The sequence below is a fragment of the Spiroplasma endosymbiont of Stenodema calcarata genome, from assembly GCF_964031205.1.
GTDB lineage: Bacteria > Bacillota_I > Bacilli_A > Mycoplasmatales > Mycoplasmataceae > Spiroplasma.
In genome coordinates this window covers 650,314-665,346 of the sequence record NZ_OZ035018.1, presented here as the reverse complement: position 1 = coordinate 665,346, position 15,033 = coordinate 650,314, and the positions used below count along the sequence as shown (strand labels likewise).

The following is a 15,033-nucleotide window of genomic DNA, read 5'->3' as shown; positions in this document are numbered from 1 at the left end:
CTCTATTTTTGATGCCCTTATGCTCGCCCAGAATACTTCCCATCTGCTGTTGAAATAGTAATTAATTCACCTTCCTTAATAAATAAAGGCACTTGTAATTCTCAACCCGTTTCCAAAACTGCTTTTTTCATCGCTCCAGAGCTAGTATCACCTTTGACGGCGGCTTCTGCTTCTGCAATTTTTAAATCAACTTTGTCAGGTAAAATAATTCCTAAGACCTCCCCATCATATTTGGTAACAGAAGTCATTATCCCCTCTTTTAAAAAGTTTTTTTCTCATGTTAATCTACTCGATGGAATTTCTAATTGTTCATAACTTTGCGTATCCATAAAAATAACATTTGTTCCATCATCGTATAAGTATTGCATTTCAACCTTATCAATCATTGCTTTTGCAACTTTATCACCACCAGTAAAAGTAATATTAGTTGTGGCATTACTACGAAGATTTTTTACTTTTGCTTTAACATGGGCTTGTCCACGTCCTGATTTTGAATGTTGTGCTTCAATGACAATATAAATATTACCTTCATATTGAAACGTTAAACCTGGGCGGAAATCATTTACACTAATCATTTTATTTTTCCTTTTCTATTCTATTTTTATAATTATAACCTAATTTTAATAATAAATAAAGATACTAAAAAATGTTATTAAGAAAGTGAATTTCCATTTTTCATTTAGCAAATATTAATAAAAAGGTTCAAATTGCTAGTGGCATTGTACCTTTATCGTGTTAATTTAATAAAATAATATTTTGTCCAACATAACGCTCCGAAGTTGGTGCAGCATCAATTTCAATATTTGCTGCCGTTTTTTTAATGTCAAAATGACGGGATGCAAAATAATAAGTTGGATTTAAAATCGCAAAATATCCCATCATCTGCTCAACGGCTAAATCTTTTAAAATCTTTTCTTCATAAGCAAACTTAATTGTTGCTAAAGCAGTTGGTTGTGTGTGATATAAGGCTATTGTAATTATTTCTGTTGCATTAGCAAAGTGCATACTTGTTACACTTGCGGTGATTTTTACTGTAATTAAGGTTGTTTTTTCCCCACCATTAGGTGTTGGTTGTCACATTAAATCAGTTCAACTGGTTGCTACTATTTTTTGATCATAATAAGTAAATTCTAACTCATTACTGGCAACTTGCCCACGATAGGCATTTGTTTCTAAGGCACCGTAAACGGCATTTTTAAAAATTGCTTCAGTTACTGTTGTTATTTTATTTTCTCGATCAAAAACAGGAATTAATGCTAATTGTGTTTTAAATAAATCTAATGAAATTTTAATACGATCACGAGTTTCAATATTATTACAGCTAATAATTGTTATTGGAGCATTAATTACTGTTAAAGCACTAAATATTGTTAATAACTTTTTCATCTTAATAATCCTCCCGAAAAGCAGCATAATCTTTTGTCTGAATGATTGTTAATTGTTGCTGATAACGAGCTTCAATTATTTGCCGTTCATTAGTTGTTAACAAATAGCGGTTTAATTCCATTCCTCAATGTTTATATTTTGAACTTCCATAACCAACCGTAATTTGTGTTCGTGGAGTAACATACGAAATTCGAATTTGATATGAACCATTTGGAACATAAGCTGGAATAAAAACAAAATCAGTATAAATTGAATTAAACTCTGCTTTCGCAAAATTCTTATAGCGATCAGTTATTGCGTTAGGATCAGTAATATTATCAGCTGTCGTGACTTGATTTGTATAATTTTTAAAAACATCATAAAAACTTTTAATTGCAGTAGTATCTTTTAAACGATTCCAATATGGATTATCTAGTGTATTTTGGATATCCGCAAAATCAGGCGCAAGATTATTTGTTAGTTTTAAATCGCTAAAAATCCGTGATGTCCCTGAATAATATTGGAGATCACCACCAAGCGAAAATGTATGTAAATAAGTATACGGGTCAGCATAATCTGGTGATCATCCACCAACTAATATATCTCAATCTGCTTTTTTCGTGCGACTATTATACTCAGTGGCATCAACAGTAATATCTGGAATAATTTTAATGACATTATTTTCAGCATTAAATGAATCAATCATATTTAATAAAAACTTATTGGTTGTTAAAGTTCCGGCCCCATTCATTAAGAAACGCATTGTGACACTAGATGAACCAGTATTTTGTTGTAACCAAGTACGAATCTCATCTAAAATATTTTGATCATTTTCTATCAAACTTTCGTTATGATATAATGCATCACTACCATCTTTTAATAATTGACTACTTGCTTGAACATCATCATTTAAATATTTCTTAGCATATTCTTCTTCAACATAAGTTGCATAATCAACATTGCCATTATGAACAAAATAACGGGCCGTATAAACATTTCGCAAGAATTTTGATGTTGGAGAATCATCTAACGCTTCTGAAAAATATTTAACAAATTTACTACGATCTAAATGAGTCGCTAAGTATTTCCGAACTTTATCATATTGTAATGCTTTACTAGCATTTAATCCTTCTGCTGCCAGTTTACTATTCTTATTTAAAATATTAGCATTAGCATAATTAAACCTTATCGTATAGGTTGTTGGATCGGGATTAACAATACTTGAAGCCCCACTAAAAGTTGGATTAGCTGGATTAGGGCCAACATATTTTCCCCAACCATTTGTATCAGTTGGTTGGACAAGAAAATCATTAACATCACCAGATTCAAATAATACCCGCTCACGTGAAACATCATTATTTGCTAAGTATGTATAATTTAATTTATCAATATATGCTAATTTAGCATGACGATATTCCGGATTTTTTCGTAATAAAATTTGGGAAGTTGAACTATATTGTTCAACTAAATACGCTCCAGAATATCAAATATTTTTAAAGTTTGTCCCATAATTATAACCTTGCAACAATGCTTTTTCTGGCATTGGGGCAAAAGCCAAGTAAGTCATTAATGTATCAAAATACTCCGCTGGTTTTGTTAATTTTATTGTGATCTCATCATCTGTATCATTAACATGCATCCCTAATTTACTTCAAATTGGATCATTGTAATAATCTTGTTGATAATTTCCAGCTTGAAAATAATCTCATATTTCTTGGGCACCAGCAATAAAAGTTCGTCATAATCCTGCTGTGGCGGATAGATTTTTTGGAAATAATACAAACTTAGCCGTATTAATCATATCCGTTGCTTTAATTCGACGTTGAACATTACCATGTTGGTCAAATCATTTTGCCGCTGGTGATATTTGATATGTTCATTCACTTTGATCGGCATTTGGTTGGCCAACATATTTTGATGCTTTATCAGTTTGCACAGCAATGTCACCAAAATTACGATTATATTTATCACTTGCCACTAACGTTCCCACTAAATCTGCTAGAATTTTGTTATCTTCTGCTTGCATTGTTGAACCACTCGACCATGATGTTAAGGGAAATTTAAAAACATAACGAAAAACATTATCGTGATTTAAGCGATTAGCTAAGTACTCTAAACTAATCCCACATGATACTACCAAAGGGGTGACAGTTATCATTGTTGTTAAACTTGCAAAAAGTGCTAATTTCTTTTTTAACATAATTATGCCTCCTTACTTTTTACTTCAGCAATTTTTGCTTTTGCTGTTGCAATTTCACGAGAATTACCAAATAAATAATGTCCCGCTTTAATTTCAATAAACTCTGGTAAATCAAATAAATAATCTCAATGTTCCTTCTCTGGTTCATAAATAAAGTGAATTTTTTCCTTTTCATAATTTGGATTAGGTAACGGAATTGCTGATAATAATGCCCGTGTATATGGATGCATAGGATTTGCAAATAATTCTTCCGCGGGAGCTAATTCAACTAATTGACCATGATAAATCACCGCAATCCGATCAGCAATAAAACGAACAACCGATAAATCATGAGCCACAAAAATATACGTTAAATTATATTTTTGCTGAAATGTTTTTAATAAATTTAAAACTTGGGCACGAATTGAAACATCTAACGCTGAAATTGGCTCATCCGCGATAATAAATTGTGGTTTCATAATTAAAGCTCGCGCAATCCCAATACGTTGACGTTGCCCACCTGAAAATTCATGTGAATAACGTGATAAATGTTCTGGTAACAAACCAACTTCTTTTAAAATATTTAAAATTAAAAAACTTTTAACATTTTTATCAACAACATCTTTTAATGTTAATTTTTTTTCATTTTTAGTTAAATTATTATTATAATAAGTTAAATATAAATTCCGAGCTTCATCATTTTGATATAATTCAGGAAAATTAGTTAACCCTTCACCAACAATTTCGGCAACTGAAATCCGATCATTTAATGATGAAGACGGATCTTGAAAAATCATTTGAATTGTTTTCTTTTGTTGATGATTTTCTTTGCGTGTTGGTAATTTAAACAATTTAGTTTCTTTAACAATTTCATCAATTAAAGGCAAGTCTAACAAATCTAATAACCGATTAGAATCCTTAATTTCTGTATACGAATATTTATCTTCTTTTTGAATTCATGAATAATATAATCTAATTGTTTCTTTATCACGAAAAACACCGTGTCTTGCCAAATAAGATAAATCAGCTAGCATTTCCTCTAATTCTTTTTTGTCAGTTATCTGGACTAAAATTTCTTTTAAAGGTTGACTACATTCATCATCGGATAATGCCATTAATGTTGTTTTAAAATCTGTTGCTGCCAATAAATTAGCACAAGCAGCGGATGAAATTGATGTTCTTAATAAACTATTATCATATTTTTCTTTTAAAACAAGAATTGCTGTGGCATTTTCTTGGGCATTTAATTCTAAATTTTTTAATTGCTTTAAATATTCCTTTTCAAAATCTTTTTTAAAAACATTATAACGTTTATTATAAGCAAGAATATACTTCATTCGTCTTGATGTTGGGACAAAAAGAATAAAAGCTTTCCGTTGATTTTTAGCAATACTTTTAATATTTTCTAGTAATTTATTATGAACTAATAATAATTCCTCTAGTGTTTGAAAAGATTTATCATAATATTTTTTTGTTTGCGGAAGAATAAAATTATCTTTTAGTTCCCTTCGAATTTGTTCTAATTTTAAAATAACTTTATAAATTTGATGTCCTTGTAAAATACATTCTTCAATGATTTCAATATTCTCTCGTACCCGTGTTGTAATCTCTACTTCTAAAGGCACAGGCAAGGATGGAACTCATTCATGTAAATTATTAACAAAACGAAAGATTCGTTGATATGCTTTTAAAATTTCTTTTAATAAAATCAAATTGTTTTCATACATTTCTTTTACTAAAGCAAATTGATTATTACTATGATTAAAATTTAATAAATTAATTTTATTTAAAGCAAGGTCATTAGTAATTAAATAATTATTCGCTTCGTAGCGAATTAACTCCTTAGTATTGACGATATAACGTTTATTTTCAAAATAACGATAATAACTAATTTTTAAATTATTAATATAATTATCTAGATTTCTATTTAGTAACATATTATTGTTTTTTAAAAGTCGTAATTGTTCATTAATGTGCAAATTAATTTTATATAATTGTGGTGGTTTTCCACGAATTACCTGATAATTCATATAGACTGTGCCATCTTTAATTGGTTGAACTCCAGCAATTGCCCGTCCAATTGTTGTTTTACCACTGCCAGATTCTCCAACAATACTAAAAATTTCTCCACGATAAATATCAAAATTTGCTCTTTTAACCGCATTTACTTTTTTATTTTTTTGGCGAAATTGAATTAACAAATCGCGAACCATAATAAATTGTTCTTGTTCGTTTTTGTTCATCTTAATCACCTACCTTTGCATCATTTTTAATTTTTTCTAATTGTCGTAACTGTTTTGGTTTTTCCACTTTTGTGGCACGAGGATCTAATAATCATGTTTTAGCATAATGGGTTTCAGTTACTTTAAACATTGGTGGTTCTAATAAATAATCAATTTTCATTGCATATTTATTGCGGGGGGCAAAAGGATCACCATATACTTTAGCATATAACGATGGTGGTGAACCAGGAATTGAATAAAGTTCTTCCCCTTTTTCCCCAAATTGTGGTAATGAAGATAATAATGCTCATGTATATGGATGTTTTGGATTAAAAAAGATTTCATTAACAGTACCATATTCAACAATTTGTCCTGCATACATCACAGCCACACGGTCGGCAATATTTGCAACAACCCCTAAGTCATGAGTAATAAAAATAACGGTAAATTTGTATTCTTTTTGTAATTCTTTAATTAAATCCAAAATTTGCGCTTGAATTGTTACATCCAACGCCGTTGTTGGTTCATCACAAATTAAAATCTTTGGTTGACATGCTAACGCAATCGCAATTACAACCCGTTGTCGCATTCCTCCTGAATACATTCCTGGAATATCATGATAACGTTTTTTTGCATTTGAAATTCCAACTTTTTCTAATAATTCAATCGCATCTTTTTTTGCTGCTGAACGCGAAAATTTACGATGTTTTCGTAACACTTCTGAAATTTGAAATCCAACAGATAATAATGGATTTAATGATGTCATTGGGTCTTGAAAAATTGTCGCAATGGTTTGCCCTCGGAGCTTACTAATTTGTTTTGCTGCTTTTAATTTATTAATAAATGTAAAATTCTTAATTAAATTTCATTCTTCACATAAATTATTAAAATCATTCTCATCTAATGGCTGCTGTTGTAACATTAAAAGATTCATTTTATTAATTCGATAACGAACACCATCAGTAAAAGTCACTTTATTAAAATAAGCTGCAATCTTTTCAAATGCTTCAGGACTTGGAACTATTTTTTCGGTAAAATATTTGTTTAAGAACTGCATATTTTTATTTAGTAATCTTTTTTCTAATCATGATAAATTTTTTATCTTATTAATTTCATTTAAATAATCCGTAATTCGACTTTGCAATAATTCAATTTTTTTATCTTTAAGTTCTGAATCTAATAACATTGTTTGCTGTTTTTGATATTTTTTTAATTGTAGATTAATTTTTATTAATTTATTATTGACACGATTTGAATGAGTAAAATTAATTTGTTTTTTTAATTCTTGCTCTTTTGCTTTCAACTGGGTAATATCTGCTTTAACTGTTTCTAATTGTAAATTATTAATTATTTTAATTTTTTGTTCTGTTCTCGTAATTAATTTTTTATTATATTTAACAATATTTTTCCGTAAATTACTATCTAACAAAATCTTGTGAAAATCCACTAAGTGAACTGACTTTTTAAAATAAGTTAACTCATCAGCTAAAATATTTCTTGATGGGGTGTAAACAATTGCCCCATTACTAATTCAGCCATTACTTTCTAACATATTCGTAAAAGTTTTTGTCATTACTGACTTTCCACTCCCTGATTCTCCAACAATTGCTAATGTTTCACCATCATAGATATCAAATGAAATATTACGAATTGCTGTTAACACATTCGCTCGAGTTTTAAATTTTATAACTAATTTTTTAATTGAAATAACAATTTCTTTCTTCATAACGCAATATCCTCCTTTAATACTTTTTTTATTTATAATGGTTTTTTGGATCTAGTGAATCAGCAAATACTTTCCCAAATAAGAAGAATAAAACCGATGTACCAGCAATAAAACAAACAGGAATAATTAATAAATGAGGATAATCTTGTCATTTACTTGATGCTAATACTTCATTTAAAATAAATCCCAAAGTTGTATTTTCCCGTCCTTGAATAAAACCAAAGTTAAAGTAATTCAAAGTTGAATCAATTGCAATTGCCATTGGAACAGCAAATGAAGCAGTTTGAACAATTAATGGCAAAATACGGGGCATAATATTTTTTGCCACAATTTTTGGCCCTGATGTACCTAGCATTTTTGAAGCAATATTATATTCAGTATTACGAACTAGAATAATTTGAACCCGAATAACTTCGGCCAAAGTAATCCAACTCGTCAATGATACGGCAAAGATAATTATTAACATTGATTTCCCTAAGGCAAAAATAATAATTAACCATAAAATTAAAGTTGGTACTAAATTTAAAAATCTAGTAATTTCAATAAATAAGATATCAAATTTCTTATAAAATCCTCAAATTGATCCAATTATAATTCCTAATAAAATTTGAATTAAAGCAATAATTAACGTAAACAATAACGTAGTTCGCATCCCAATTCAAATCTTATCTCAATAATTTTCACCATTCATTCCTAACCCAAATAAATAAGTACTATTTGGCCCTAATGGTTGTTGATAATTTGGAATTGGCAAATTGTTTGGTAATGGATTCGCAACTTTCCCAATGGGGACAATCACTGTTAATAAAATAATTGCAAGTAATAATAGTAAACAAATAATAAATGTTTTCTTAGCAATTAAGATTTTTCCAACCACTTTTCAATAACTATATGATTTAGTTGAAAGTCGTTCATTTTCTTCAATTTGGGGACCAACAATTTCAAATAAATTTGAGTCTAAATTATTAATGTCATAGTTTTGATATTCAAATAATTCTTCATCTGTGATTCTTTTCATTATCTTGTTCCTTTCTTTACTTTGTTAATTTTATACGGGGATCTAATACTGCCATAATAATATCGGCCAATAAACTAGTAATAATTCCTGCCGTTGCAGTTAAGAGAATATAACCCATAACAACAAAGGAATCTTTATTTCCTACTCCAGAAACAATAAATTTACTCATTCCCGGAATTGCTCAGTTTTGTTCGGCAAAAATACTTGCCCCAAAAATAGTTGTTACAAAAGCAGTCGGTAATAATCGAAAGATTCGAATTCCAGCATTACGGAAAATATGAATATAAAAAATATAACGACTAGTCATTCCTTTTGATAAGGCAAATTTTGTATAGTCAGCTGTCATTTCATCAATGACATATCTTCTTGTATTAATCACAATTGGCGGTGTAATCATTAGAAAAATCGCAAAAACTGGTCAAAACTTAGTATCAAAAGTTCCGGAACTAAATAAACCATGAGCATAAAAAACATTAATTGAAATTAAATAAATCCCGACTACTAAGACAACTGGGGGAATTGCTAAAAAGATAATGGAACCAGCATTAATTGTATTATCAACTCCACGTTCCTTATTTTTAGCAGCAATAATTCCTAATGGAACACCAATTACATATGCTAATAAAACAGCTATTGATCCAAACGCAAATGAATATGGAATTGCTCTAGAAAAAATCTCTGTGACTAATTCCCCTGGTTGAGCAACAGCAGTCGAAAAAACTACTCCTAAGTAAAAGAATGTTGTAATTTTATCCCCAACTAATTCTCCTGTTACTGAATTAAAGGCACTATTAACAATTATTGTTTTCTTAATAAAAGGCATAATATTACGTAAATATGTCCCTAATTGTGTTCAAATCGAGCCATATACCCCAAAAATTTTCATTCTTTGTTCTAGCAAATTGTTATATTCTGGTGTGCCGGGTAAAATTTTTAATTTATTAATATCAATATCTGAAATATAAATATCATCTGGTGTTACTAATCGCAATAAGATAAAAATAACACAAATTGCTAATAATAATGTGATTATAGCAAAAAAGATTCTTTTCAATGAATAACCTATTAACGGAAAACGATCAAAAAATTCTCGGCGGAAGTGGTTAAACCCAACAGCTTTATATTTCATTTCAGCAAGTCAAGATGTCCGTTTATTTGTTCCTTGCGAATCTAATGCAACGTTAGCAAACTTTTGATCATATTCTTTTTCAACTAAAGTATTTTTTTTGGAAATATTTTTAGTTTTGTTAATTTCCTTCATATATTTTTTCCCCTCCTTTAATTAAGGAAAAATAAAATGTCCCTTATAATTTAATTTTAATAAAATAATGTACTTAAAATAATTCATTCAAATATAATGTGCTTGATACAAAATATAATTTTATATTATGTTATTATATTTTACTTTTACAAAAAATACAATATAATTTAATAATAAATTCAAAAAAAAATAATAAAAGGAGCAAAAATGGCAAAAAAAAAGAATATTTTTAAAAAATTACACCAATTAAAACAAGAAGAAAAAGAAACACATCAAAAAGAAGTTGCAGAAATTGTGAATGAGACATATCAAAATCACAATTTAAAATTAGATACTTATCAGAACTTAAAAAGAATTACCTGATTTAATTATTTAATAGCAATCTTAGTTAGTGCTATTTTAGTTGGGTTTAGTTTCATATTAGGTATTTTTGCATTTAAAGACATTAAAAAAACAGAATGAATTGTTGTCAGCTTTTTAGCTATTATCTTATTAATTTGACTAATTTTAGGGTGATATAAAAATAAAACCGCTGCTGCTTATTTTAATGATCATCGTCGCCGTTATCAACCAACTTTAACAGATGAAGAAGCAAAAATTAAAAAGATTCGCTCTGTTTTATTAATCATTGCTGCGATTTTATTAATTTGTTCTTTAATTATTTTTTTTACAATATAAATTACCTTCTCAAATTAAAGAAAAAGACCTTACTAATAAAAGTAAGGTCTTTAAAACAAAATAATTAATAAAAATTACATTTTTATGTTCATACTAATAATTTAATATTATTTGTTTTTATTTTTGACTGCTCTTGAGTGATAATATCAGGATGAATTCTACCAATACTTGCCATTTTTTCAGTAAATTTTTCATCAAACTTTTCTTTATATTTTTGATAATAATTTTCTGTTTCAGTACTGCTTTGTTTATCTTTTTCTTTCTTTAAATCTAAGTATTTTTTAAATAACATGAAAGCGGCATAATACATTACAGCAACGGCAAATCATTTTAAATAATAAGTAAAATCATTCATTTTAACCCCTAAGCCACCTTGAATTCCAACAAAAACAATGAAGAACGCCGTAACAGTGCCAACAACCCCACCAATTAAAAGGCCATAAGCAACTTTCGGACTATAATTATTATCTCGATGAAATGTTCAAGCGGTAGTTGGTAACGCAAAACCTGCGGCACAAGTCATAATTGGAAAAGCAATAATTGTTTCCATTCCTAACAATGAAACAATTGCTAATGCCGGGGCATATAATCCGACACCAAAACTTTGCAAACCACCAATAATAAAGAACGCAATAATTCCAACAGCTAATTTTCAACCACTAAGTCCTTTTGTTCCAGCTGTATTAAATAAACCAACTTGCGTTAAAATCATTAAAATTCCCGCAACCGCTAACGAAATTGCAACAAATAACGCAACAAATCTCTTATTAACTTTATTAACAATTTTAGCAGCACAAAAAGCTCCTAACATTGCGGCGATAACTAATGTCACTAAAGTTACTAATTCAACCTGAATCGCACTAACAAATAATGTTCCTGCTAATAAATTGGGAATTGTTAAACCAATATTTAAGGTTCCCGGTAATTTTTTAACATCCGGGACACTATTTGTGGCATTTAAAGCTGCAACAGTTACAACAAAACTACCAACGCCAATTGTGTCAGTAAAACTACCAAAAAAACCAATTGTTGAAACTTTAAAGAGATTTTCTTTTTTATCTAAAAAAATTCGTTTTGTTGTATTACAAACAATAAAACCTAAAAATCCAATAATCAAAATGATTCCAATACACATAAAGATAAAAGCCGTTAAATGGTTCTTATCTGTAAAAGTAAACTTTTGACCATCATTAGCAATCTTAAAATAAAATAAGTAATTTACTAATAAACTGGCTAATAATAACAATAATGTTATACCAACCGCAATTATCGCAATTGTTTTACCATTCAAATTTCGCTTCATTGTATTGTATTCTGTTTTAACCTTTTTCAACTGTTGATTTTTTACCTGTTTTGAAATTGTCGAATCATGCGAAATAGTAGTAATTTTTGTTTTAAACTCTTGTTCTAAAACTTGATAATTTAAATCCCTTTTTAAGTTATTAGTTTCGTCATATTCTCACATTGCTAATGAATAATTTAGATTTAAATAATCTTGAATTTTTTGACAATATTGAGAATAAGTTTCTTTAATATATTTTTCTTTTCTTATAAAATCATTTTCGGTAATAATATTCTTTTTAAGAGCTTGTTTTAAAAACAAAAGTTGTTGTTTATAAAATGTTTTTAATTCTCCTTGTCGCTCAGTTCATTGATAAATATTTTCTGTGTGATGAAGTAAATCATTTTCATTTTTAATAATATTTTCTACTTGAACTTGATTTTCCATATTTTATTTAAAGGCTATAACTTCAATTTCAACAAGACCAGCTTTAGGCAAGTCCTTTACAGCGAATGTACTTCGTGCTGGTTTATGTGAACCAAAGAATCCTTCATAAACTTCATTGACAACAGAAAAATCGTTAATATCTTTTAATAAAATTGCTTTAATTTTGTCGAAAACTCTTGATATTTATAGAATATATCTAATTTTAGGTATATTTTTAATATATAGAGGTAAATAATTGATGGAAAAAATAATTACAGAATTAAAAAACAGTTTTACAGATGATCAATTTTTAGAATTTGCTGAAAAAATAAAAAAAGAAGCAGAAGTAATCAAAAAACAAAAACGTTTAAATGAAATTGATCAAAAATTTAGAGATAAAGGCATTATATGTCCTGATTGTAAATCTTATCATTGTGTTAAAAATGGTCATAATCCCGAAGGAAAACAAAAATATTTATGTAAAAAATGTCGTGCTAGTTTTGATGCTTTTCGTCATCATTTTACTTATTGAAGTCATTTAAATTATGAACAGTGAAATTTATTAATTCAAATTTCATTATTAGGACAATCTAGTAAAATAATTTCCCGTTTTATTAAAACAACACCAAAAACTGCTTGATATAATCGTCAAAAATTAATGCAATCAAAACAATTAGAAAATACTCAATTAAAATTTAAAAAATTAAATGGTCAAATCCAAATTGATGAAACTTTTATTAAAGAAATCCATAAAGGTAATTTTAAAGATAAATTTGATAAACGAAAAACTCATCTTGATCCATTTTCAACTAATACCAAATGCTGTATTCAAATGGTAGTTGATAGCAATAATAATATTTTTGTTCAATCCACCAATACCAAACGATTACAAAAACAATGAATTATTGAAAATATGAATAAGCAATTAATTAAAGAAAAATCAATAATTATTTCTGACATGCAACCATTATATTTATTAGTAGCAAAACAAACAAATTCTACTCTATATTCTACCAAAACTAGTACAAACCCTGATACTAGTTATCGAAAGTTAAATAAGATTAGTAAATTACAATCGAGTCTTAAAGAAGCCTTAATTCATTATCATGGTTTGGGTTTCACTAATATTCAAAATTATTTAAATCTATGAAAATGAAAATACCAACATAAAGGTTTAACACCAAAACAACAATCAACGGTATTATATTTTAACGTTTAAAAAATTTAAAGCAAAATCATGATCTTAAACAAAATTATTTTTCAAATTGTCATATTGATGATTTTTTTATTTCATCAAGAGTTTTCGACAAAATTAAAGATAAAATTGTTGTTTTAACAACATCATTTTTGTTATAATGCGCTGCTGTTAAAATTGCATTAATATTTGTTAACACTTGCATTGCTTGCGTTTTAATGTCAGAACCTAATATCATTGTTTTTGGATCAAATCCTAATTGACCTGAAATGTATAAAAAGCCGTTAGTAAGTTGTACTGCTTGAGAATATGGACCCACCGCTTTGGGGGCTTGATCGGTATAAATTAATTCCATTATTTAGTAATTGAATTAATAAATTCTTTTTCCATAACAATATATCCTAAATTCTCTAAATCAGTAACAATGTTTTCTAACTCTACTTTTAAATTAATTTCAACTACTAATCGGATAATTTCACGACTAATCTCTAAACTATTTTCTAATTGTGAATCTGAACACCATGTGAATCAACAACATTTGTAATTTTCGTCAAATGACCTTTCCCCAGGGGGGCATCAATTTTTAAAACAACACGACGGCGTTGATTAATTAAAGCTCGATTTGTAATATTTAAAAATGTTGTAACATCAATGTTTCCACCTGATAAAACACAAGCAATTTTTTTATCTTTAACATTTAATTTATTAAATAAAATTGCAGCTGTCGTGACGGCTCCTGCTCCTTCTGCAACAATTTTACAATTTTCAAATAAAAATAAAATTGTCTCAGCAATCTCTTCTTCCGAAACAAGAATAACATCATCGACATATTTGTTTAAAAGTTCAAAGGTAATATTACCCGTTTGTTTAACAGCAATGCCATCAGCAATTGATAATTTGCCTTTAACTTGAAATGGTTTTTTTGTTTTTCGAGCTTCGTAATAGCTCGGAACATTTGAACTTTGCACACCGATTAATTTACAATTGGGATTTACAGCTTTAATATAACTTGCAATTCCTGAAAGAATTCCTCCCCCACCAATTGGGACAAGAACGTAATCAACATCTTTCAAGTCTTCTAATATTTCTATTGCAATTGTTCCCTGACCAATAATAACATCAAGATCATTAAAAGCATGAACAAATACTTTGTCTTCTGCTTCAGCGATCTCTAAGGCTTTCTTATTGGCATCGTCAAAAAAAATCACCATGTAAAATTACTTCCACACCATAATTTTTAGTTGCATTAATTTTACTAATTGGTGCCGTTTTTGGCATAACAATTGTTGCTGGAACATTTAATAAATTAGCAGCAAAGCTAACTCCTTGTGAATGGTTACCAGCACTAGCCGCAACAACACCTTTTTTAATTACTGCAGGTTCAAGAGTCATCATTTTTGATAGTGCTCCTCGTAATTTAAACGAACCTGCCCGTTGTAAATTTTCTAATTTTAAATATACTTCATTACCAGTAATTTTACTTAACTTCGTTGCATAAATGACTGGTGTTTTAATAATATGTTTTTTAATTTTGTTATATGTATTTTCAATTTGTTCTTTTGAAATATCATATTGCATATTTTTTTTCCTTTCCAAAAAAGCTTTTGGCCTAATTAAATTATATCCAAAAAATAAGAAAAAAAAGTATTTTAAAATGTAAAATTTAACACTATTAATATGT

13 protein-coding genes and 1 pseudogene are annotated in these 15,033 nt (G+C 28.4%); 2 read left to right on the top strand and 12 right to left on the bottom strand.

Annotated elements, in window-relative coordinates:
• Positions 1–17: 17 nt before the first annotated feature.
• The 7 genes from efp to oppB all read right to left on the bottom strand — a co-directional run bounded on the left by efp (position 18) and on the right by oppB (position 9,771).
• The gene (gene efp / locus ACQH24_RS03580; protein WP_425380599.1) at positions 18–575 is read right to left on the bottom strand and encodes an elongation factor P; all 558 of its coding nucleotides are present in this window, start codon (positions 573–575) and stop codon (positions 18–20) included.
• Positions 576–735: 160 nt separating this feature from the next.
• Positions 736–1,386 (bottom strand): hypothetical protein, encoded by a 651-nt coding sequence (locus tag ACQH24_RS03575; protein ID WP_425380598.1) that lies wholly within the window; start codon positions 1,384–1,386, stop codon positions 736–738.
• Position 1,387: 1 nt separating this feature from the next.
• A complete protein-coding gene (locus tag ACQH24_RS03570) occupies positions 1,388–3,565 on the bottom strand; it encodes an ABC transporter substrate-binding protein (protein WP_425380597.1) in 2,178 nt (725 codons plus the stop codon).
• A gap of 2 nt (positions 3,566–3,567) precedes the next feature.
• Entirely contained in the window at positions 3,568–5,787 is a 2,220-nt protein-coding gene (oppF, locus tag ACQH24_RS03565; RefSeq protein WP_425380596.1) for an oligopeptide ABC transporter ATP-binding protein OppF, read from the bottom strand.
• Position 5,788: 1 nt separating this feature from the next.
• A complete protein-coding gene (oppD, locus tag ACQH24_RS03560; protein ID WP_425380595.1) occupies positions 5,789–7,492 on the bottom strand; it encodes an oligopeptide ABC transporter ATP-binding protein OppD in 1,704 nt (567 codons plus the stop codon).
• A 28-nt stretch (positions 7,493–7,520) separates the two neighbouring features.
• The gene (oppC, locus tag ACQH24_RS03555; RefSeq protein WP_425380594.1) at positions 7,521–8,510 is read right to left on the bottom strand and encodes an oligopeptide ABC transporter permease OppC; all 990 of its coding nucleotides are present in this window, start codon (positions 8,508–8,510) and stop codon (positions 7,521–7,523) included.
• 16 nt (positions 8,511–8,526) lie between these two features.
• Entirely contained in the window at positions 8,527–9,771 is a 1,245-nt protein-coding gene (gene oppB, locus ACQH24_RS03550) for an oligopeptide ABC transporter permease OppB (protein ID WP_425380593.1), read from the bottom strand.
• Between the two features lie 207 nt (positions 9,772–9,978).
• On the opposite strand from oppB, the gene ACQH24_RS03545 reads away from it, so the two are divergent.
• Complete coding sequence (locus ACQH24_RS03545) at positions 9,979–10,449, top strand: hypothetical protein (protein WP_425380592.1); 471 nt, start codon at positions 9,979–9,981, stop codon at positions 10,447–10,449.
• 82 nt (positions 10,450–10,531) lie between these two features.
• Here ACQH24_RS03545 and ACQH24_RS03540 read toward each other — a convergent pair whose 3' ends face one another.
• Positions 10,532–12,178, bottom strand: coding sequence for a sulfite exporter TauE/SafE family protein (locus ACQH24_RS03540; protein ID WP_425380591.1), 1,647 nt, complete (start codon positions 12,176–12,178; stop codon positions 10,532–10,534).
• 3 nt (positions 12,179–12,181) lie between these two features.
• A pseudogene (locus tag ACQH24_RS03535) lies at positions 12,182–12,331 on the bottom strand (Rid family hydrolase); the annotation flags it as partial.
• Positions 12,332–12,416: 85 nt separating this feature from the next.
• Between ACQH24_RS03535 and ACQH24_RS03530 the strand changes: the two are divergent.
• Positions 12,417–13,376 carry a transposase gene (locus tag ACQH24_RS03530; RefSeq protein ID WP_425379371.1) on the top strand — a complete coding sequence of 320 codons (960 nt, stop codon included), beginning with the start codon at positions 12,417–12,419 and terminating at the stop codon, positions 13,374–13,376.
• A 34-nt stretch (positions 13,377–13,410) separates the two neighbouring features.
• On the opposite strand, the gene ACQH24_RS03525 is transcribed toward ACQH24_RS03530, so the two are convergent.
• The 3 genes from ACQH24_RS03525 to ACQH24_RS03515 all read right to left on the bottom strand — a co-directional run bounded on the left by ACQH24_RS03525 (position 13,411) and on the right by ACQH24_RS03515 (position 14,930).
• Positions 13,411–13,707, bottom strand: coding sequence for a Rid family hydrolase (locus tag ACQH24_RS03525; RefSeq protein ID WP_425380590.1), 297 nt, complete (start codon positions 13,705–13,707; stop codon positions 13,411–13,413).
• Between the two features lie 145 nt (positions 13,708–13,852).
• Positions 13,853–14,563, bottom strand: coding sequence for a threonine ammonia-lyase (locus ACQH24_RS03520; protein WP_425380589.1), 711 nt, complete (start codon positions 14,561–14,563; stop codon positions 13,853–13,855).
• Entirely contained in the window at positions 14,535–14,930 is a 396-nt protein-coding gene (locus ACQH24_RS03515; protein ID WP_425380588.1) for a pyridoxal-phosphate dependent enzyme, read from the bottom strand. The genes ACQH24_RS03520 and ACQH24_RS03515 overlap by 29 nt, the downstream gene beginning before the upstream one ends.
• Positions 14,931–15,033: the final 103 nt, after the last annotated feature.